The 20,605-nt window shown below is 56.4% G+C and carries 21 protein-coding genes and 4 pseudogenes; 14 read left to right on the top strand and 11 right to left on the bottom strand.

The genetic code is table 11. The features are described from left to right. Nucleotides 1-955 (bottom strand): IS481 family transposase (locus ACP151_RS19840; RefSeq protein ID WP_424980202.1); only part of this gene is annotated, 955 nt, incomplete at its 3' end. A gap of 193 nt (nucleotides 956-1,148) precedes the next feature. Between ACP151_RS19840 and ACP151_RS19845 the strand changes: the two genes are divergently transcribed. From ACP151_RS19845 to ACP151_RS19895, 11 genes and pseudogenes are all read left to right on the top strand, one after another. After that, the gene (locus ACP151_RS19845; RefSeq protein ID WP_424980593.1) at nucleotides 1,149-1,886 is read left to right on the top strand and encodes an adenine phosphoribosyltransferase; all 738 of its coding nucleotides are present in this window, start codon (nucleotides 1,149-1,151) and stop codon (nucleotides 1,884-1,886) included. Nucleotides 1,887-1,898: 12 nt separating this feature from the next. Further along, nucleotides 1,899-2,519: a phosphoribosyltransferase family protein gene (locus tag ACP151_RS19850; RefSeq protein WP_424980594.1), complete on the top strand. Its 621-nt coding sequence runs from the start codon at nucleotides 1,899-1,901 to the stop codon at nucleotides 2,517-2,519. A gap of 51 nt (nucleotides 2,520-2,570) precedes the next feature. Continuing rightward, nucleotides 2,571-3,503 (top strand): ribose-phosphate pyrophosphokinase, encoded by a 933-nt coding sequence (locus ACP151_RS19855; protein ID WP_424980595.1) that lies wholly within the window; start codon nucleotides 2,571-2,573, stop codon nucleotides 3,501-3,503. 73 nt (nucleotides 3,504-3,576) lie between these two features. Continuing rightward, nucleotides 3,577-4,461 (top strand): LysR family transcriptional regulator, encoded by an 885-nt coding sequence (locus ACP151_RS19860; RefSeq protein WP_424980596.1) that lies wholly within the window; start codon nucleotides 3,577-3,579, stop codon nucleotides 4,459-4,461. A 147-nt stretch (nucleotides 4,462-4,608) separates the two neighbouring features. Next, nucleotides 4,609-5,748, top strand: coding sequence for an ABC transporter substrate-binding protein (locus ACP151_RS19865; RefSeq protein WP_424980597.1), 1,140 nt, complete (start codon nucleotides 4,609-4,611; stop codon nucleotides 5,746-5,748). A gap of 71 nt (nucleotides 5,749-5,819) precedes the next feature. Then, nucleotides 5,820-6,683 (top strand): ABC transporter permease, encoded by an 864-nt coding sequence (locus ACP151_RS19870; RefSeq protein WP_424980598.1) that lies wholly within the window; start codon nucleotides 5,820-5,822, stop codon nucleotides 6,681-6,683. After that, nucleotides 6,680-7,480 (top strand): ABC transporter permease, encoded by an 801-nt coding sequence (locus ACP151_RS19875; protein WP_424980599.1) that lies wholly within the window; start codon nucleotides 6,680-6,682, stop codon nucleotides 7,478-7,480. The genes ACP151_RS19870 and ACP151_RS19875 overlap by 4 nt, the downstream gene beginning before the upstream one ends. After that, entirely contained in the window at nucleotides 7,477-8,562 is a 1,086-nt protein-coding gene (locus ACP151_RS19880) for an ABC transporter ATP-binding protein (protein ID WP_424980600.1), read from the top strand. Before ACP151_RS19875 ends, ACP151_RS19880 begins: the two co-directional genes overlap by 4 nt. A gap of 3 nt (nucleotides 8,563-8,565) precedes the next feature. Beyond that, the gene (locus ACP151_RS19885; RefSeq protein WP_424980601.1) at nucleotides 8,566-9,459 is read left to right on the top strand and encodes a polysaccharide deacetylase family protein; all 894 of its coding nucleotides are present in this window, start codon (nucleotides 8,566-8,568) and stop codon (nucleotides 9,457-9,459) included. Between the two features lie 75 nt (nucleotides 9,460-9,534). After that, nucleotides 9,535-9,900 (top strand): nucleoside deaminase, encoded by a 366-nt coding sequence (locus ACP151_RS19890; RefSeq protein WP_424980602.1) that lies wholly within the window; start codon nucleotides 9,535-9,537, stop codon nucleotides 9,898-9,900. Nucleotides 9,901-10,397: 497 nt separating this feature from the next. Beyond that, nucleotides 10,398-10,652 (top strand): annotated as a pseudogene (locus ACP151_RS19895) (transposase); the annotation flags it as partial. A 79-nt stretch (nucleotides 10,653-10,731) separates the two neighbouring features. Here ACP151_RS19895 and ACP151_RS19900 read toward each other — a convergent pair. The 5 genes and pseudogenes from ACP151_RS19900 to ACP151_RS19920 form a co-directional block, all read right to left on the bottom strand. Next, nucleotides 10,732-11,790: pseudogene (locus ACP151_RS19900) on the bottom strand (IS3 family transposase). A gap of 62 nt (nucleotides 11,791-11,852) precedes the next feature. Beyond that, the gene (locus tag ACP151_RS19905) at nucleotides 11,853-12,806 is read right to left on the bottom strand and encodes a sugar phosphate isomerase/epimerase family protein (protein ID WP_424980603.1); all 954 of its coding nucleotides are present in this window, start codon (nucleotides 12,804-12,806) and stop codon (nucleotides 11,853-11,855) included. Beyond that, complete coding sequence (locus ACP151_RS19910; RefSeq protein WP_424980604.1) at nucleotides 12,803-13,651, bottom strand: hypothetical protein; 849 nt, start codon at nucleotides 13,649-13,651, stop codon at nucleotides 12,803-12,805. The genes ACP151_RS19905 and ACP151_RS19910 overlap by 4 nt, the downstream gene beginning before the upstream one ends. Beyond that, nucleotides 13,648-14,649 (bottom strand): Ldh family oxidoreductase, encoded by a 1,002-nt coding sequence (locus ACP151_RS19915; protein WP_424980605.1) that lies wholly within the window; start codon nucleotides 14,647-14,649, stop codon nucleotides 13,648-13,650. Before ACP151_RS19915 ends, ACP151_RS19910 begins: the two co-directional genes overlap by 4 nt. Beyond that, nucleotides 14,646-15,647, bottom strand: a complete 1,002-nt coding sequence (locus ACP151_RS19920) for a sterol desaturase family protein (RefSeq protein ID WP_424980606.1) — start codon at nucleotides 15,645-15,647, stop codon at nucleotides 14,646-14,648. The genes ACP151_RS19915 and ACP151_RS19920 overlap by 4 nt, the downstream gene beginning before the upstream one ends. 97 nt (nucleotides 15,648-15,744) lie before the next feature. On the opposite strand from ACP151_RS19920, the gene ACP151_RS19925 reads away from it, so the two are divergent. From ACP151_RS19925 to ACP151_RS19935, 3 genes and pseudogenes are all read left to right on the top strand, one after another. Further along, nucleotides 15,745-16,653 carry a LysR family transcriptional regulator gene (locus tag ACP151_RS19925; protein WP_424980607.1) on the top strand — a complete coding sequence of 303 codons (909 nt, stop codon included), beginning with the start codon at nucleotides 15,745-15,747 and terminating at the stop codon, nucleotides 16,651-16,653. 92 nt (nucleotides 16,654-16,745) lie between these two features. After that, nucleotides 16,746-17,342, top strand: coding sequence for a tyrosine-type recombinase/integrase (locus ACP151_RS19930; RefSeq protein ID WP_424980608.1), 597 nt, complete (start codon nucleotides 16,746-16,748; stop codon nucleotides 17,340-17,342). Further along, nucleotides 17,326-18,707 (top strand): annotated as a pseudogene (locus ACP151_RS19935) (IS3 family transposase). The gene ACP151_RS19930 and the pseudogene ACP151_RS19935 overlap by 17 nt, the downstream one beginning before the upstream one ends. A gap of 78 nt (nucleotides 18,708-18,785) precedes the next feature. On the opposite strand, the pseudogene ACP151_RS19940 reads toward ACP151_RS19935, so the two are convergent. The 5 genes and pseudogenes from ACP151_RS19940 to ACP151_RS19960 all read right to left on the bottom strand — a co-directional run. Then, nucleotides 18,786-19,180: pseudogene (locus ACP151_RS19940) on the bottom strand (IS66 family transposase zinc-finger binding domain-containing protein); the annotation flags it as partial. Nucleotides 19,181-19,235: 55 nt separating this feature from the next. Continuing rightward, nucleotides 19,236-19,583: an IS66 family insertion sequence element accessory protein TnpB gene (tnpB, locus tag ACP151_RS19945; protein ID WP_424977605.1), complete on the bottom strand. Its 348-nt coding sequence runs from the start codon at nucleotides 19,581-19,583 to the stop codon at nucleotides 19,236-19,238. Between the two features lie 2 nt (nucleotides 19,584-19,585). Beyond that, on the bottom strand, nucleotides 19,586-19,972 hold the full coding sequence (locus ACP151_RS19950) for a transposase (RefSeq protein ID WP_424977606.1): 387 nt from the start codon (nucleotides 19,970-19,972) through the stop codon (nucleotides 19,586-19,588). A 41-nt stretch (nucleotides 19,973-20,013) separates the two neighbouring features. Beyond that, nucleotides 20,014-20,247, bottom strand: coding sequence for an IS66 family insertion sequence element accessory protein TnpB (gene tnpB / locus ACP151_RS19955; RefSeq protein ID WP_424977607.1), 234 nt, complete (start codon nucleotides 20,245-20,247; stop codon nucleotides 20,014-20,016). A 55-nt stretch (nucleotides 20,248-20,302) separates the two neighbouring features. Then, the coding region (locus ACP151_RS19960; protein ID WP_424980609.1) for a transposase at nucleotides 20,303-20,605 on the bottom strand (303 nt) is incomplete at its 5' end.

Raw genomic sequence — 20,605 nt, forward strand, 5'->3', positions numbered from 1 at the left:
TGTTCAGTCCCGGCATCTGGTGGATCGGATCGATGATGAAACGATCTGGCTCTGAAGTCCAGATTTTGCAGATGTATTCGTAGGGCGTGAGGCCGCTGAGAGTTTTGAGTCTGCGGGCAAAGTTGTAGGCAGCCATGAAGTCGCCGAGATGTGTTCGTAACTGATCGTGGCTTTCGTAGTGGTATCGCTTCACTGTCGCCTCTTTGATCGTGCGGTTCATCCGCTCGACTTGGCCATTGGTCCACGGATGGTTCGGTTTGGTCAGGCGATGCTCGATCCCGTTGGCCTCACAGATCATGTCGAAGCGCATCTGCCGGGAGTATACTCTGTTCCGGTTTCGTGGCTGTTCGGCGAACTGGATACCGTTATCGGTCAGGATCGTATGGATGCGATAAGGGACCGCCTTGAGCAAATGTTCGAGGAATTCCCAGGCGGTCTTGCGATCTGCCTTGTCGACGAGGTGGGTGACTGCAAACTTGCTGGTCCGGTCAATGCCAACGAAAAGATACAGCTTGCCCTCCGCAGTCTGCACCTCGGCAATATCGATATGAAAAAAGCCGATGGGGTAGCGCTTGAACCTCTGCCGCTTAGGCTTGTCGCCCCCGACATCCGGCAAGCGCGAGATGCCATGCCGCTGAAGGCACCGATGCAGCGCTGACCGCGTCAGATGCGGGATCGAGGGCTGGAGCGCATAGAGGCAATCATCCAACGGCAGTAGCGTATGCCGCCGAAATGCGACGATCATGGCCTCCTCGGCTTGACTGAGAATGGTTGAGCGAGGCTCTTTCGGCCCTGTTTTGCGATCCTCAACGGTCTCGCGCTTTCGCCACTTGGCAACAGTCTTCGGGTTGATCCCGAGTTCCTTGCTCAGCGCCGCGATCGAAGCTTGCGATCGCTGTATTGCTGCTCTGACAGCGTGCGTGGTCGTGGCGCTCCCGTGACGAACTTGTCCCATAGTGCTTCCTTCCATTCCAAAGAACAGATCGCACCATCAAACCATGGGATCAAACACCTAGCAAGATCGCGAGCGTTTTCATCAGAAGGCCGCTCATTCATTTCCAATTCATATGACCCAATAAACACAATAAATTTTCTAAATTCCATCGCCAATGGTAGCGTCCTGTCAACAACGCAGATTGAGAGTTGAGATGGATCGCAACGACTTCAAGAAGACTTTTGGCACTTCTGGTCCTGTCATTCTTCCTGTCATTCATGTGCTTGACAGCGAACAGGCCGAGCGGAACATCAAAGCAGCTATTGCAGGTGGTTGCCCGGGCGTTTTTCTGATCAACCATGACTTCGAGAAAGGGAGGCTGGTCCCGATCATCAAGGAGATGCGGGCAGCGTTCCCGGACATCTGGCTAGGGGTGAATTTTCTCGCGGTCACCGGCAAGTTTGCCTTCCCAATTCTAGGAGAGTTGCAAGCTGAAGGTTGCATGGTCGATGGATACTGGGCCGACGACGCACGCATGGATGAACGCCGCGCGGAAGATGATCAGCCCGAAGCAGATGAGATCGCGGCGATCCGTGACGCCAGCGGTTGGACCGGGCTTTACATTGGCGGCACTGCGTTCAAAAAACAGCGCGAGGTTGATCCGACGCAGTATGGCAAAAGCGCGCGCATCGCGACGCGCTACATGGACGTCGTTGTGACCTCCGGCGTGGCAACCGGTCATGCAGCTGCTGTGGGCAAGATCGACACGTTTCGCGAGCATTGCGGTGACACTGCGCTTGGGCTTGCATCCGGAATTACACCCGGAAACGCGGGCCAATATGCAGATGCGGTTGATCTTTTCATGGTTGCAACTGGCATCAACCATGACGGCGATTTCTACAATATTGATCCTGAGCGCCTGAAGCAGCTCATGGATCTCACACAGACATAAGGGAGAGGAAAGATGGCTCTAGACAAAGGACCCAGAGACGACCGTTGGTACTTCTCGCTGATGGCCCCGAACACCAAAGGCGACAAGTTTGCATGGCTTGATCCGACCTCGATCTACATCAACGGCAAGGCGTATCATGATTTGCTGGATGATCTGGTGGCTGATCTAGATGCCGATGAGATTGACGTCATCGCTGGCCTTGATGCGATGGGCTTTGTCTTGGCGGCGGGCATCGCGGCCCGTATCGGGAAGGGCTTTCTGCCCATTCGCAAACCCGGAAAGCTCTGCGTGGACACAGACAGCGCGTCTATGACCAACTACTCCGGTCAAACCCAGTCGATGGAAATGCGCACGCCCGCCTTTGCACCCGGAACGCGAGTTTTGCTGGTGGATCAGTGGGTCGAAACCGGCGGCACGATGCATGGTGCGGTCCAGCTGGTTGAACAGCAGAAGGGCAAAGTTGCGGGCATGGTGGCGATTGTCATGGAAGAGAATGACAACACGAAGTCCTATCGCGAAAAGTACAAGGTCGTCACGGCGATCCAGCCCGGCACCGAATGGCAGCGTCAAGCAAACGCGCAGTATCTCGAAAGCTTCAAGACCTACAAACCCGAGATGGCGTTTCCAATTTAGGGGACCTCTCCGGCGCACATAATCACACACTATTCGAGAGGGGCTCGACAGATGAAATTGATCTGTGGAAACAGTAACCTTCCGCTTGCCGAGGCGATTGCCGCGCATATGCGTGTCCCTCTAGCAGAGTGCAATGTGCGCCGGTTCGCTGATGAGGAAGTCTTTGTCGAAATACAGGAAAACGTGCGTGGCGATGACGTCTACGTCATCCAGTCCACGTCCTATCCGGCCAACGACAACCTTATGGAACTGCTGGTGCTCATCGACGCGTTGCGCCGATCCTCTGCTGGGCGCATCACCGCTGTGATCCCTTACTTTGGCTACGCGCGTCAGGATCGCAAATCAGCCCCACGGACGCCGATCACGGCAAAGCTCGTGGCGAACATGATCACCCAGGCCGGGGCGCATCGGGTTCTGACAATGGATCTGCATGCAGGTCAAATTCAGGGATTTTTCGACATCCCGACGGACAATCTCTATGCGGTGCCCGAAATCGTCCGGGATATCGAAAAGCAGAAAGGTCGTGACAATGTGATGGTGGTCTCTCCGGACGTAGGCGGCGTAGTGCGCGCCCGCGCTTTGGCAAAACGTCTCTCGACCGGCTTGGCTATCGTGGACAAGCGCCGCGATAAACCTGGATCGTCTGAGGTGATGAACATCATCGGGGACGTCTCTGGCAAGTCGTGCATGTTGGTCGATGACATTATCGACTCTGGCGGCACCCTCTGCAACGCCGCAACTGCGTTGCTGGAAAATGGTGCGGCTGAGGTTTCTGCCTACATCACGCATGGCGTTCTGTCAGGCAAGGCGGTCGACAGGATCAACGCATCTGATCTGTCGTCGTTGGTCATCACCGACACAATTTGTGCTACCGAAGCAGTCACTGTATCATCGAAAATTCGCGAGATTTCAATTGCCCCGATGTTTGCTAAGGCCATCACACGTATCGCCAATGGAGAGTCTGTCAGCGTTTTGTTCGAATAGATAGTGATCAAGCGACTTGCATAAAGCAACTTTATCGTTGCTCGTGCTTGATTTGCAGCACTAATGTTTTCACATGGGCGTGGTCAATCTTTCAACAGAGCTCCTCAGAGCCTTCATCACTGTCATCGAAGTGGCAAGCTTCACGCGCGCGGCCGAGATACTCGGCCGGACACAACCAGCGATCAGCCTGCAAGTGAAGCGCTTGGAAGAAGCTGTTGGCTATCCGTTGATTGCGCGGAAAGGCAAAGAGATTTCGCTCACTGAGCGGGGGGAGGCTTTGGCAATTCATGCCCGGCAGATCCTTCGACTGAATGATCTTGCAATGGCTGAATTTGAGCAACGTGATCCTGCTGCAAGATTGCGGGTAGGGTTGCCTGTGGACTATGCGGTAAACACCCTGCAAGCCTGTTTGACCGAAGTCGTCCGACAATTCCCGGATACACAGATCGAAATTCGGTGTGATCTGTCCAAGCATCTGTTAGCGGCCATGCGGAGTAACGAAATAGATATTGCCGTGGCATTGTTCGACGGTGATGATCAACAGTTCCTGTTCCGCAACTGGAAAGAACAACCGACATGGGTTGGTGCCAAAGGGTTTGAAATCCCAGAACATACCGACATCCCTCTTGTCGCTCATCCTTTTGGTTGTGTTTACCGTGATCGCATGGCCGCCGCTTTGAAGTTGGCAGGAAAAAGTTGGCGTATCGCCTACTCCAGCCCGGGAATTGGTGGCGTCCAGCGTGCGGTCCAAGATGGACTTGGCCTCTCCTGCCTAACCGCTCCGACGGTCCAAAACGGTATGCGCACGTTCTCTGAACAAGACGACTTGCCGGTTCTCGCCCCTTTGCACATCGGGCTTTTCGCGCGACAAGCTCAGTTGGGCGCGGGCGGATACGCAGCAATGGATGCCATGATCAACACCTTGGAGCAGCGTTCTTCGAGCACGGCTGATGCATAACCGCTCATTATATGAGCATATCAACGATAAATTTTCCAAAAGTCCTGTTTTACCATACCATTCTAAAAAAATCAGACTGAACACTATGGTTCAGCGAAAAATCAAATGCTCTTTTGCTGGGAAGGAGCGACGATATGGGAGACACAAATGTACAAACCTACCGTAACTTCATCACTATTGGGCTTGAACCGCCGCCAACTGCTGAAAGTCGGCGGTGCAGCCGTTTTGACAACACCATTTGTTAGCCGCGCGTGGGCTGCAACTACCGAAATTAACATGCTCGCATGGTACGGCCATGGTGAGGCTGATGTGGTTGCCGAGTATGAAGCCGCCAACAACGTCAAGTTTGTACCCAAGTACTACGCTGGTGGCGACAATATGCTGGCACTGATAGCCCAGTCACCTCCCGGCACCTACGATCTGATCCTGTCTGACGCTGAGTTCGTGCAGCAGTTGAACGCGGCTGGCTACATCGAAGAAATGAACCCGGCCGATTATCCGCTCGATGACATGCTGCATGAGGACTTCTCGCAGTTCCCCGGCCACTGGGCAGACGGCAAGATGTACTCCATGATCCTGCGCGGGGGCCATCTGGGTGTTTCCTACAACAAGAACTCTGTGACGGCGGAAGAAGCGGAAAGCTATGCCTGCTTCTGGAAGCCGGAGCTTCAGGGCAAAGTGGGCCACTTTGACTGGCACTTGCCAACCCTGGGCCAGATGAGCCTCTATGATGGGAATGGCGCTGACCTTTGGAACCTGAATGACGATCAGTGGGCCAAGGTTCAGGAAACCACCATGAACCTGCGCCCGCAGGTCGGCGGGTTCTTCGACTACGGCGGAACATTCAACGGCCTGAAGAATGGCGAGATGCAGGCAATGGTCGGCATCGGTGACTGGATTACCGGCGTTCTGGAAAAAGACGGCGCGCCTGTAGCTTCCGTCATCCCGAAAGAAGGCGGCATCCAGTTCACAGAAAGCTACTCCATTGGCAAAGGCAGCGAAAAGGCGGAAGAAGCCAAGAAGTTCATCCAGTACATGATGTCCCCTGCAGGTCAGGTGAAGTCTGCACAGATGGCGGCCTATCCTGGCTTCTGCGTGACCAACGCTGGTCGTGCAGCCTTGATCGAGGCGGACATGGCGGAAGCCACGCGTTCGCACCAGATCGACGGCGATCCGCAGGATCCGATCACGCTGATCAAGGAAGGTCGCATTCATTACCGCGACATTCCTCAGCAGCAGTCGCTGGAGGACTGGAACGACTTTTGGTCTGAGTACAAAAGCGCCTGATCTGATGGCCTAAAGACACCAAAGCGGGCGGCCCTGTGGCCGCTCCTTTTTCCCAGACACGCGAAAGCCCCATGTCCTCCAAACCTGAACAACGCCCGAACCTCTATGCTCTGACCTGGCGGCTGCCGATCATTTTCTGGCAGTTGATCTTCTTTGTCGGGCCGGTCCTGTTCATGGTCGCGATGTCGTTCTTCCTGGTGAAGAACTACCGCATGACCGAAGCGTTCGAGTTCGTGAACTGGTCACGGATGCTGACGCGAGGCTTCTTCTGGGACAGCTACTGGTACACGCTATTTATCGCCACGGTTTCGACGATCTGCGCGATGTGCATCGCCTTTCCGGCAGCCTTTACGTTGGCTTTTCGGGCGTCCGAGGCGACTCGCCGTTGGGCGATCTTTCTACTGATCATTCCGTTTTTCACCAGCTATCTGGTCCGCACTTTTTCTTGGTTTGTGATCCTGTCGGAAAGCGGCGTCGTCAACGCGGTGCTGGGCTATGTCGGCCTTGGCCCATACACGATGCTGAACACCCATTTCGGAACACTTGTGGGGTACATGACCCTTACGCTGCCGCTGGTGGTGATCTTGCAAACGGTCACGATGTCAAACATCGACAAAAACCTGATTGAAGCCGCCCACAACCTTGGCTGCTCGCCGCTACGCACGATCTGGCAGGTGATCATTCCGTTGTCCAAGACCGGGCTGATCATCGCTGCGATCTTTTGTTTCATTCTGTCCTTTGGTGATTTTGTGGCCCCCTTCTATCTGGGCGGATCACAAGAACCGACACTGCCGATCCTGATCCTTGATACCACCAAATCCGGTCAACAATGGCCCCGCGCTGCCGTTGTTGCGATCATGATGATGGTGACCCTGTTTGCCATTGCCTTTACGGGCATCGCCCTAGCCTACCGCAAGGGTAAGGGTGCGAAATGAAACAGAGCCGATCCCTCAACTTTATCCTCGGCAGCTATGTCGTCCTGATCTTCGCCTTCGTTTTTGCGCCGATCATTTTCAGTATGATCTTCTCGTTCAACTCGCAACGCTTCCCGACGATCCCTCTCGGAGAGTTCTCGACCGAGTGGTATGCAAAGGTGCTGGCCGATCCCGACATCTGGAAAGCCGCGCGGAACAGCCTGATTGTGTCCTGTTCGACCGCGGTGATCGCGACGTTCCTTGGGTTCTGCACGGCCTATTCCGATTTCCGCTACAACTTTCGCTTCAAGGGGCCCTATCTTGCGCTGATCCTGCTGCCGCCCACGATCCCGCTGATCATCATGGCCCTGGCAATGCTTGCGTGGCTGTCCAAAATTGAAATGTCGGGTCAGCTTTACTCAATCATTATCGCGCACAGCGTCCTGACGGCACCGTTTGCTATGGCCGTCATCCGCTTGCGTCTGAATCAAATGGACCCGGACCTAGAATCAGCCGCATGGAACCTTGGCGGTTCTGAATGGCAGACCATGCGGCACGTCATCGTGCCGTTCTGCAAGCCTGCCATTTTCTCAAGCCTGTTTTTGACTGCCGCCGTTTCTTTCGACGAATTTGCCGTTTCCTGGTTTGTCTCCGGTCTGAACTCGACGCTGCCGGTGGTCGTTCTCGAAATCGTTCAGGGCAATATTGACCCCCAAGTCAACGCCATCGGCACCTTCGTGTTCCTCACCTCAATGACGCTGGTTGTGCTGGCACAGCTCTTCTTCGCCAGCCGCCAAATTAAGGGCATGCACGCATGAGCAAACCGTTGGTCGTCTTTGACAAAGTCCAAAAGCACTTCGGCAAATTCGTCGCCGTAAAAGAGCTGGATTTCGAAATCCGCGAAGGCGAGTTTCTGGCAATCATGGGGCCCTCCGGCTGCGGCAAGACCACGACGCTGCGCATGTTGGCAGGGCTGGAAGCGCCGACGCACGGCGAGATTCGCCTCAATGAACGGGTTATGAATGACGTACCTCCCCATGAGCGTGACACGCCGCTGGTGTGGCAATCACTCGCGCTCTTCCCGTTCCTGACGGCGCGCGAAAATGTCGAATTTGGTCTCAAGATGCGCGGCGTAGACAAGGCGGAACGAAAAGAGCGGGCCATCAAGTGGCTCGACAAGATGGGCATCCTCGAATTTGAGAACCGCCACATTTCGACCTTGTCAGGTGGCCAAAAGCAACGCGTTGCGCTTGCGCGGTCACTGGTGATGGAGCCGCAAATCTTGCTTCTGGATGAACCACTGTCTGCCTTGGATGCGCATTTGGTCATCCGTATGCAAGCGGTCCTGACTGATCTACAGCGCGAATTGGGGATCACATTCGTCTATGTGACCCATTCCCAATCTGAAGCCTTCGCCATGGCCGACCGCGTGATCATCATGGGCAAGGGAGAGATCGGCCAGATCGGCACCCCCAAGGAAATCTACCGCGCACCTGCAAACCAGTTTGTTGCCGAGTTTGTGGGCCGCAACAATATACTGGCAGGCAAAGTCAAAACTGTTGACGGCGGTACGGCGTGCATCGCGACCACCTCTGGCGAGTTCACAGTGCCCAGCAATGAAGTGCCGCTGGTCGAAGGGCTCAACGCCAGTTTTGTGATCTCTGCGGATCTCGTGCATATCGCGACCAAAGAACCCTCGGGCGAAAACAAAGCCTACTGCAAACTCATCTCGGAGGAATTCGTTGGCTCCATGGTCACCCTGTTCTTGGAAGACGCGCAGCGTCAGGAATTCAAAGTTCAGATGCAGGAACGCGAATTGTCCAAGTTCGATCTGCACTCTGGTGATGAAATCTGGCTGTCGTGGGACGCGCAAAGCGCCCACGTTCTGAACGAAAGCTGATCTATGATCCGCAATCCCATCCCTTGGCCGGGAGGCGCAAAATGCGCCGTGGCAATCACTTTTGATATGGATGCAGACAGTCTCATCCATATTGCCAAGCCCGAAGACAGCCACGATCGTCTCTACCCGATATCAATGGGGCGCTACGGTCCTATGGTCGCGCTGCCCCGCATCCTCGACACCTACCGTCGTTTGGAGCTGAAGCAGTCGTTCTTCATCCCCGGTTGGTGCCTGGAGACATACCCGGATGTGGCCGAAGCGATCCTGAAAGATGGGCACGAGATCGGTCACCACGGCTATCTGCACGAAGACCCGATCAAAACGCGCGGAGAGCAGCGCGAGTGGTTTGAACGCACGCTGGATGTGCATAAGCGGATTTGCGGCCAGCAGCCACGCGGCTACCGCGCGCCGGTCTACAATATCACGCAAGAAGTCGTCGATCTGATTATCGAACACGACATGCGCTATGACAGCTCCATGATGGCCGATGACATCCCCTATCGTTTGGATACCGCCAAAGGGTCGCTCTACGAAATGCCCGTCCACTGGGGCACCGACGATTGGCCTCCCTTCGCGCATTACGACGAGATTGGCTACATGATGCCGGTCGCAAGCCCGTCCCACGGACTCAGCGGTTTCTGGGAGGAATTCGAAGCGCTATATGACGCCAGTGGGTTCTTCATGCTGATCATCCATCCTTTCCTGACAGGCCGTCTGGCGCGGTGGAAACAAGTCGAAGCCTGGATTGCCAAAACACAGGAAACCAAAGACGTTTGGTTTGCCACCCTTGACCAGATTGCCGATCACATGGATCAGTTGCAGAAGGATGGCATCTGGACGCCAAGCGTTGAGCGGCTGCCCTACTACGATGGTCCAATCCTGGGGGATAAGACTTGAACGCTGACGACAGACGCCTTCTGCGCATTGCTTACGACGAAGCCAAATCCGGGTTTGACGAAGGAGGGTGCCCGATTGGTTCAGTGCTGGCGCGCGGTGGAGAGGTTGTGGCGCCGGGGGCGCAGCCAACGGGTGCAAAAAGGCGACCCGATTGCCCACGACGAGATGGACGCGTTGCGCAAGGCTGGCCGCCAAAAGACCTATCGCGACACCACGCTCTACAGGTCGCTCAGCCCGTGCATGATGTGCACAGGGACGATCATTCAGTTCGGCATCCCGCGCGTGGTCGTTGGCGAGAATAATAACTTCGGCGGTAACGAAGAGTTCCTGCGCTCGAAGGGCGTTGAAGTGATCGTCGCAGATGACCCGGATTGCGTCGCGCTGATGGAGCGTTACATCGAAGAAAAGCCAGAGCTTTGGGCAGAGGACATCGCTGAGTAATTGCTTCCTGCACGGGCTCTCCCATGGCAATGACGCTTGCTTATCTGATGTGCCGCGCCCGCCTATGGGCAGACTGGTGCCCGGTATTGTTGGAGAAAGCGAGCGAAGAGGACAGATGTGATCAAAAACGGCAGCATGAATGTAGATCGACCAGATCTCGTGCCAGCTGGGGCGTTCAGCTATCCGGTCAAAGACCCTCAGGAAACCCGGTGGTTCGGATTCCTACTATTGCCCCAATTCACTCTGCTTGCTTTCAGCGCTGCTCTGGATCCGTTGCGCATCGCGAACTAGCTTTCTCAAAAACCACTCTATGGATGGCTGGCCATCTCAGATACCGGCACAGCGGTTTCATCATCCTCCGGCATCGATATCGATGTGCATGGTAGCCTGAGCGACCTGAACCCCGATACCTGTCTGACGTCAGCGCTTATGGGTCCAAATAGGGCAATTTGATAAGAGAGTGTTTCTGGCTCATCGTGACCACCGAGGAGTGGACGATGAGAAAGACAACCAAGAGTCCCGGCGAGAAGATCGTCAAAGATATAAAGCGGGCGACCCGCAAGCAGTATTCTTCGGAAGAGAAGATCCGGATCGTCTTGGACGGCCTGCGTGGCGAAGACAGTATAGCTGAGCTTTGCCGCCGTGAGGGCATTTCCCAGGGCGTTTACTACAAATGGTCAAAGGACTTCATGGAAGCTGGCAAGCGGCGTTTGGCTGGCGATACCGCCCGCGCGGCCACGACCGACGAGGTGACCTGCTCCGCTTAGAGTCCGCGTTGTTTCAGTTCGCTCTGTTCAGGGTTTGGTCCTCTCTTGACCGTTAGTGATACTCTCATGGTGTGAGCCCGTCGAGGCTCGAATGCGGGCGGTGGTGATTGTCGTCGTTTCGCCATGCCGTGATCATGCGGCAGGCGTGGCGCAACGACGGGAACAGGTGTTCGTTCAAACATTCTTCGCGCATCCGCCCGTTAAAACTCTCCACGAGTCCGTTCTGCATGGGCTTGCCCGGCGCGATGTAGTGCCACTCGACCTTCCGGTCTTCCTGCCATTTCAGAATGGCATTCGACGTCAGTTCGGTTCCATTGTCGCTGACCACAAGGCAGGGATACCCGCGCAGCTCGGCAATCCGATCCAGTTCACGGGCGACACGCGCACCGCCAATGGATATGTCCACGACGGCGGCCAAGCATTCCCGGATGAAGTCATCGATGACGTTCAGCACGCGGAACCGACGCCCGTCTTCAACTGCGTCAGACATGAAGTCGAGCGACCACCGTTGGTTCGGCCCCTGCGGGATCGCCATCGGCGTCCTGCTGCCCACTGCACGCTTGCGACCGCCGCGTTTACGGACGGTTAACCCTTCTTCGCGGTAGAGCCGGTAAAGCTTCTTCCAGTTCACCTCCCAGCCTTCGCGCTTCAGCAGAATGTGCAGCCTTCGATAACCGAACCGACGCCGTTCGGCCGCCAGTTCCTTCATCCTCGCCCGCAGTTCCGTGTCGGCAGGGCGCTTCGACGTTCGCCGATACACGCGCGGATCGATACCAGCGAGCGCACACGCCCGGCACTGATTATAGCCTTTGATCTTCATGGGCCCAGTCCACAGCTGTCCTCCTTGAACCGGGCCTCAGAAGTTTTTTCCGAGCATCTCTTTCAGCGTCGCCACGTCCATCATCTGCTCCGCCAGCATCTTCTTCAGCTTGGCGTTCTCAGACTCCAACGTCTTCAGCCGCCGAGCGTCGGACACTTCCATGCCGCCATACCTGGAGCGCCACTTGTAGAAGGTCGCATCGCTGATCCCATGCCTCCGGAACAGCTCCTTCGTGCCAAGCCCAGCCTGGTGCTCCTTCAAAATCCCAATGATCTGTTCTTCGCTGAAACGGTTTCTCTGCATCGTCTGTCTCCTCAGTTGGAGAACAGGCTAACCTTAAATGACGGACTTTTCAGGCGAGCAGGTCAATCCCAGTCTCCGCTTGCGCCGAGCTTTCTCAGAACCCGCCGAAAGCCTTCATGCCCCCGGTGCAGGGCTTGAAATTCAAGATCAACGAGCATTTGCGGCCTGAATGCGGATTGCTGCAAAATGACGTGCGACGGGCTAAAGGGTGGATCGAGATAGGCAAATGCACCCTCTCCCAGGTTCACACCATTCAGCGCCTTGCGACCCTCTTGAATGGGTGCGCTGTAGGCCCAGACGTTTTCATACGTGAACCGCCGCAACCCCTGATCCAGCAGGCGGCGGGTCAATTCGGTCAAGGGCAGGAAGCCGTCACCCACCGGAACGCCTGCAACGGTAAGCTGGCCTGCATCTTCCGCCCGGATCATCACGTGATCCTTAAAATGGACGGAATAGACATGGGGCAACACCGCGTCGAGTGCTGCGATTGGGTCTTCCAGAACCATCTGTGAATTGCCGTAGTCGTAGAGGATTTTCAGATTGGGGTGGCTCACCTGTTCGACGATTTCCGCCAATTCCGGGCCGGTGAAATCTTCGTGGTTTTCCAGCACGATGATCACGCCCAGATCGGCGGCCTCTTGCATGACCGCCGCCAGATCATCGCTCGTGTTTTGCATCATCTTCCCCACCGCACCGCCATGGCGAGTGTAAGTACGAAGGGAAGTCGCTCCCATGCGATGGGCGACGTTCAGCATCTCCGACATATGTGCAGGGGCCGTGCCCGAGGTGTCCACCTCCAGGCTCATACCGTGGGTTGTCAGATAGGCGCGCAGCCGATCCATCCGTTCAGGCTCACGCCCGCCCAGATGGCGGTAGTTTTCATTGTTCAGCGACAGGCTGATGCCCTGAAATCCCATTGATCTTGCCAACTCAGCGAAGGCGATGGCGTCAAACCCCGGTTTGTGCGCGAAGTGATGCCAGAGGCTGAAACTGTGGATTGTGGTCTCGACGATCATGCCTGATGCCCCATGTAAATCAATTCTTCTGCGAGCGCGCGTCGGTATCGGGCGCATATAGCGGCATCTTCCAGAACGTCCGCCCGCCATGCGCAGTATCCCGCGAAGCGCCAGGCATAGGCGGGCCGTAGCAAGGCGTATCGCTCTTCTAGGTCAGGGCGCGCGAGGGTATCCCAGAAGTCACGGGCCTGTGTATCGGTCAAGGGCGCGCGTTCGCCGAGGATTTGGAATGCGGGCGATAGAAAGCTGTATATGTCTTCGCAGATATCGCCGATAGCCGGGCATTGCCAATCAATGAGGCGCAGGCCTGACCCCGCGCCAACGAGGTTCACGCCGATATCCGTATGGATCAGTGAGAGCCTTTGAGGTGGCGGCACTTTGGCCTGTGGTGGTGGGATGACATCTGGCGGCGAGATGCAGCGGGCAAACAGGGCGTCCCCTTCGGCAATGATGTCCCGGGGAGCGAGGGGGACAGTGCGAAATCCTGCCGGATCAGCGACCTCCTTGCGCAAAAGAAGGCGCGCGACGCTTGCCATGTCGCCGTCCCACATGTCCCCCTCGACGAAGTCATAGACAAGCAGCGAGGCTTCCGGCCAGAACCCGACCAGATCAGGGGCAACGTCCAGCCCAGCAAGGCGGCGCAGGGCCTCTGCTTCATCTTCGGGGAGGTTCGGAAAGAGTGTGCCGGTCATGGGCTTGGCAAACTCCTTGGCAACAAGGCATCGGTCCGGGGCAGTTACGCGCCAGACGCTATTGAGATAGCCGCCTTTGAGTTTGAGAACCTCCGCCCTGCTATCTGCCAACCCTTGCTTGGCAAGGAAGTCCCGCAACTCCACCTCGGTCATGCGAACCCTTTCAGCGTTTCATAAAGCTCTGACTCAATCGGAATGCCCTGTTTTGCAAGGTGCTGCTTGTTCGCCTCGCGCCGCGCATTTGGCAGACGGGCGCCGTCCTGTTCGGTGATGGAGGCCACAAGCGCAGTGATCGTCTGATCAAAACCGCCGCCAGACAGTTTGCCCGGATCAAAAGCCACAAAGAACTGGCCGTTATCGATCGGCTTGCCGTCATTGTCGGTGAATGACCCCTGATCCGGCCCCAGCTTGCCCCCGGCAAGGGCGGCGCACAGCACCTCTACCAACAGCCCGATGCTGAACCCTTTGACGCCGCCCGCGGGTGCCATCGATCCGTCAAGCCCGGCTCCGGCGTCGGTTGTGGGATCGCCATTCGCATCCAGCGCCCAGCCTAGGGGGATCGGTTCGCCTTCTTCGGCAGCACGTTTCACCGCGGTCCAGGCCACCTGCGTTGCCGATTGATCAACCAAAAAGGCTATCCCGCCCTTCGGAGCAGGCACTGCATAGGAAATGGGGTTGGTTCCGATGATCGGGGTCTTGCCGCCGACCGGCGCAACGGTAGGAACAGCATTGGTTGCACCGATGGCCAGAAGGCCTGCGCGCGCAAGATACCCGGTATGAAATCCCAAAGTTGCAGCATTATAGGAATTATGAACGCCCATCGCCGCAACCCCATGCGCCTTGGTCGCCGGGATCAGATGTTTGAACCCGGCCTCAATCGCCGGATGGGCGAACCCGTGCAGCGCATCCACGCGAAAGCTGGTGTCGGACAGCGCCTCGATCTGCGGGACGACCTTGCCATCCACCTTGCCGCTGCGCAGATGGGCGCAGTAATATTGCAGCCAGTAGAACCCGTGGCCCTCCAATCCGGACAGTTCGGTATCCAGAATGGCGTCAGTGAAATACCCTGCGTTCTCTGGCGCGGCGCCGCTGCCGGTCAACGCATTCCAGATCAATACACGGGCGCCCTGGGGGGACAGCAAGACACTCATTTTCCGTGCATCCGTTTCTTGGTTTCGCGCACACGGTCCGTCGCCTCGGGGCTGCCGTCGTGATAACTGCCGAACCAGTTGTCCCAGGGCATTTCCGGATTGCCGTAGTTGCACTCGAAATAGCGGTGATGCAGCTGGTGGTGGAACGATCCGATCTTCAGATGGGCCTTGTCACCCAGCACCAGATTTTCGAACCCGGCATGGGATGTGGCCGTCGCCAGCGCCAGCCAATAGCCCATGAAGATGAAATGTATGGGGTGCGCGGGAACAACAAGAAAGATCAGGAGCAGCCCCATATAGCCGAGATGTTCGATCGGATGCATCGAAAACCCCGACCATGGCGCGATTGAAACGCTGCGGTGGTGCACCGCATGCACGCGCCTGTAAATCCACGGGATGTGCAGCGCGCGGTGCAGCCAATAGAAATGGAAGGACTGAAAGACGGGCATCAGCAGGAACAGGGCGAAGAACCAGACCGGGTTGCTCTCCACCGTGATCATCGGTGCCCAGCCATTGGCGTATCCCATCCAGACAATCACATCATAGAACGTCCAGATCGTGACGCCGGACAGGAGCGTATAGGTGACATTGTCCCAATACTGATCATTCCACAGGAAGATCCGCGCGTTCTTGGCCAGCCCGCGCCGGTCGAACTTGTAATCGTCCTCCTGTTTCTTCCACCCGTACAGCCAGAGGTGCAGCCCTTGGGCAAAAAGGGTCATCAGGATCAGGTTGCGCGCCCATAGCTGCAGCACCCAGCCCCAACTTAGGCTTTGCATCTGCTCCAGTGGAGGCACCAGCCACGCCCATGTGGCCCAGGCCATCAGCGCATAGATCAGGTATTCGGTCATCGGCAGCCAATTGGTCGCAAACCAGCGCAGCGTTGCCACAGGCTGCGGCGGCCAGGAAAACAGCGGTGTGACAGCAACCGGCAGGTCCGGATGCCAGTTCCATTCCTTGCTAGAACCCGCTTTCAGGTGCTTATCAGTTGTGGACATGCGTTATCCTCCCATCGGCTCAACAAGACTATACTTCATGTTTTCCTCAGGAATAGAAAACGCTAGTATTTGTCTGCCAAATACATAACCTCAAGGAATGAAATCATATCGCAAATCCCTACCGCCGCTTGACAGCCTGCTGTTTTTCAACGCGGTCGCGAACAATCGCAGCCTGAACAGTGCCGCAGAAGAGCTGTTTGTGACGCAGGCCGCCGTCAGCAAACGCATACAACGGTTCGAAGACTGGCTTGGAACGCCACTTTTTTCCCGCGATGGGCGTGCCTTGCAGATCACCGAAGCAGGCACCAGTCTGGCAGCGGATGTCGAAATTGCGCTCGATTTCCTTGAACGCGCCATCGACAAGGTCAAAGCCCCGGAGCAGCCCGTGGTGCGCATTGCGGCGAATGCGGCGGTCTCGATGTTTTGGCTATACGGGCAACTCAAAGAATTCTCGCTCAGCGATGTGTCTTGCAATGTCAGCGTGTCGACAACTGACAGCACAGCCGAGCTTTTGTCGGAAACCCATGATCTTGCGATCGTCTATTGCGACGGAAAGGTGCCGGGCTGGGACGCCATCACCCTTCTAAGCGGCGAACTGGTACCTGCTGCAACGCCGGAGATTGCAAAACTGGCGGAAACCACAGCAATGTTTGATGGAACCGCGCCGACAGGCGACGAACCCGCCCTTTTGGAATACGCGAACCTCACACCAGATTGGATCAACTGGCAGATTTGGCTCAGGCAAACGGGTTTTGCCGACATATCCGCATGGTCAACAATCCCGTGCAACAGCTACGTTCATTCGGTCGGCAAGGCGCTCAAGGGCGAAGGCATCGTTCTGGCAAATTCGGACTTGCTTGAAACTGAATTTCAGTCCGGCAAGCTTGTCAGAATTGGTGAAGTTGGCCTGACCCCCAAGAAATCCTACTTTTTGTGCTGCAAGGAAAATGCGCCGCTTTCTCAATCCACGAAGAAGCTCCGGGATTTTCTGACCAATGATACATAAGCAACCCGTAGCGGCCATTCAAACCACCAGTAGACTGAGGCGTCAGCGCTGTGCTGATGTCTGGGTTTGGCGGAAGGATTGGAGGGCAAATCATGCCAAGAGTCCAACTTCCCGCTGTCACTCCGAAACGAAGTGCCTGGAACAAGGGCCAGATCATCGGCCAGAAACGGCCACTGTTGCCGAAACAGGTCTGGGCGATCCGCGCACGGCTCGAACTGGCTGGCAACCTGCGCGATCTGGCACTGTTCAATGTGGCAATTGATAGCAAGCTTCGCGGATGCGATTTGGTCAAACTGGCCGTCACTGACCTAGTGAGGGATGATCGCGTTCGCGAAAGGGTGTCTGTGATCCAGAGCAAAACCAAGCGGCCCGTTCAGTTCAAACTCTCTGAAAACACGCGAGACACCATTGCCGCGTGGGTCAAGTCACCGGAAATGATCGGCTGCCGTTTCATGTTTCCCAGCCGGTTTCATGACCGCCCGCATATCTCAACACGCCAATATGGCCGGCTTGTGCGGGATTGGGTGGCCGCGATCGGGCTGGAACCCAGTGGATACGGCACCCATTCGCTGCGCCGGACCAAAGCAGCGGAGATATACCGCAAAACCGGAAATCTCAGAGCGGTTCAACTTCTGCTGGGACACACAAAGGTAGACAGCACTGTCAGATACGATGAGCAAGACAAGTAAGAGCCCCGGCGAGAAGGTCGTCAAAGACATCAAACGGGCAACCCGCAAACAGTATTCAGCTGAAGAGAAGATCCGGATCGTGCTGAATGGCCTGCGCGGCGCAGATAGCATTGCTGAGCTTTGCGGCCGTGAAGGGATTTCCCAAGGCGTTTACGACAAGTGGTCCAAAGACTTCATGGAAGCTGGAAAGAAGCGGCTTGCCGGTGACACAGCACGAGCGGCGACCCCCGACGAGGTCAAGGAACTGCGGCGCGAAGCTCATGATCTGAAAGAGGTTGTGGCGGAGCAAACACTCGAACTTCGACTGCTCAAAAAAAAGCATGGTCGGGGATGGGGGCGACCACGAATGAGATATCCTGCATCTGAGAAGCTGGAGATCATTCGGTTGGTTGAGGAAAGCCATCTGTCAGCGAGTCGCACATTGGCCAAACTGGGTATCCCTCGCACCACATTCTACCGTTGGTACGACCGATACCTACAGCGCGGCGCGGCTGGACTTGAGGATCAGTCTCCCAGGCCAAAGCATGTCTGGAACCGCGTTCCTGACGAGGTGAAGCGCAAAGTCGTCAGCTTCGCCCTGAAGGAGACAGAGCTGTCACCCCGCGAGTTGGCGGTGACGTTCACAGATCAAGAACGGTACTTTGTATCGGAATCCACAGTCTATCGCACACTCAAGGCACATGACCTGATCACCAGCCCTGTGTTCATCGTGCTGAAAGCCGCAAATGAGTTCGAGCATAAAACAACGGCCATCAACCAGCTCCTCCTCTCAGGCATGCAGGCATGCCCTGCCGGGCAAAGGGACAGACCGACTTTACCCATCTCAAGGTTCTGGGGTGGGGCTGGTTCTATCTCAGCACGATCCTAGACGATTACAGCCGATACATCATCTCGTGGAAACTCTGCACGAACATGCGAGCTGAGGATGTGACAGACACCCTCGATCTGGCCTTGCAGGCCTCCGGCTGTGACCAGGTCCATGTCGCCCACAAGCCAAGACTGCTCAGTGACAACGGCTCAAGTTATGTCTCTGCCGACTTGGCTGAATGGTTACAGGACAAAAGTATGAAACACAGTCGTGGTGCGCCGTACCATCCGCAGACCCAAGGCAAAATCGAACGATGGCATCAAACCTTGAAGAACCGGATCTTGCTGGAAAACGACTTCCTACCGGGCGATCTCGAAGCCCAAATCGAAGCCTTCGTCGATCACTACAACCACCAGCGCTACCACGAGAGCCTGAACAACGTCACGCCAGCCGACGTCTACTTCGGGCGTGACCAAGCCATTCTGGAACAAAGAGAAAGGATCAAACAGAACACGTTCGAAGCGCGACGCTTGCATCACAGACAACGCGCCGCATAATCAAACCAACCAGATGAGCCGAGCACTCTCTTAGTTTACGCCGCTCTTGGACCCAAATAACCTGACGACGGACACTGCGATGATGTTTGCTGGTGCCGAGGCTTGGGGGATCCCGCAGTCGCAAGACCGACAGGCGTACTTGGGGCGACGGGTGACGATCACGCGGAATTGGGCCGGGATGATATCCAGCCGTTCAATCACTTCCTCACCAATCATATGACGCTCTGCACCGCAGGCACAGGCGCGGTGCGTTCATCGGCGTCAATTTCGGCTTCGACCTGCGCGATGGCGGTCTCGATATCCTCGAGTTCCAGTTCGTATTTAGCTGGATCGACCTTCTCAGATTTGCTCCCAAAGAGCGCTTTCTTGAAGGAGGCAAGCAACGCTTCAAGCCCCGCATTCTGATCCTGCTGCGCACGGATGAGCGCCTTCAACTCGGCGACGTTGTTTGGCAATTTATCAGGTGCGCTCATGCCCGGTTCCATACCAAAACAGGCGCAGAATGCCCCGATCAAAAGCCACCGTGAGTCACTCCGCCGCAGCCGGAGCCGCCACCTCCAGGGGGCGCACGCGCCGCCAATCCAAACCGGCAAACAGCGCCTCAAACTGGGCCGGTTCCAGGCGCATGACCCCGTTCTTGATGGCCGGCCACTTGAAGCTGTTGTCCTCCAGCCGTTTGTACGCCATCATCAGCCCGCTGCCGTCCGAATAGATCAGCTTGAGCCGATCCGCCCGCTTGGCCCGGAAGACATAGATAGGCCCATCAAACGGCTTCTGGCGCAACTGGCTTTGCACCAGGGTGGCCAAACCATCATGGCCCTTGCGAAAGTCGACCGGTTCACTGGCCACAAAGATCCGCACCTTGTGGGATGTCATGATCACGGAGCCATGGTCTGTACGATCTCGGCGATCCGTGTCGCGGGCGTCGCCGCATCAAGACGAACGGTGACGTCGCCCTTGATCACATCAATCATGCTGGAGGATGTCGTCACCAGAGGCTGGGCCACGGGCACAGGCGCCTCGATCTCGACCGGAACAAAATCCATGCCTTCCAAATTGGGCAAAACCAACTTGCCCTGACGCACCATCCGCCGCCAATCAGACACCATGCTTGGGACCAACTCATAACGTTCGGCAACCTGCTTAACCGTCTCGCCTTCGATCAACGTCTCAGCAACAATCCGGGCCTTCAACTCTGGCGGCCAATCTCGTTTCCCATCTGCCCGGCGCGCCACCATTGCTAGAAACTCACTTGTAGCTCCCATCGAAAAACTCCCACAAATCAAAGAAGCCTCTGAATCGCAGATCAACCGCTATGCCGTAAGTGTGGGGACGGAGTACCGCTTACGATCGGACCTCTCTCCCACCAAATGATATTGAGCAGATCCCCGCGCCGCCCCCAGAACACGAACAGATGTCCGGAATAGGGGGCAAGCTCTAGGGCCTTATCGGGCTGCGACGCCGACGTGTTGATACCTCGCCGGATGTCCGTGACACCCGTCGCCAGCCAGACGCGCGTATTGCTGGGAACCGGGATCAAGCCATTAACCCCTGTACCAAACCAATGATGGACCCAAGAGACACCGGCCCTTCGATCAACACGCGCCGCCCATCGGACAATGTAATATCAACCTTGTTTGCGGAAAGTGCGGCGGCGGGCGTGGCAACAATATCCGGAACTGAATGGGAGGCTGCCGCCGACACATCCAATTCGAAGAAAAAGACGCGTCCGTAGGCATCGCAAGATCTTCCGCATCCGGCGCAAATCGCGGGTCCTTCAACCAGTTGTGGATCATATTGGCATTGGCGCTATAGCGCCGTGCTATCTGTGCCACCGAGGCCCCTGGAAGAACGGCCTGCTGGCAGATCTCCCGTTTTTCCTCGTCAGACCACTTCCG

The sequence above is a fragment of the Leisingera sp. S232 genome (genome assembly GCF_049800895.1).
GTDB lineage: Bacteria > Pseudomonadota > Alphaproteobacteria > Rhodobacterales > Rhodobacteraceae > Leisingera.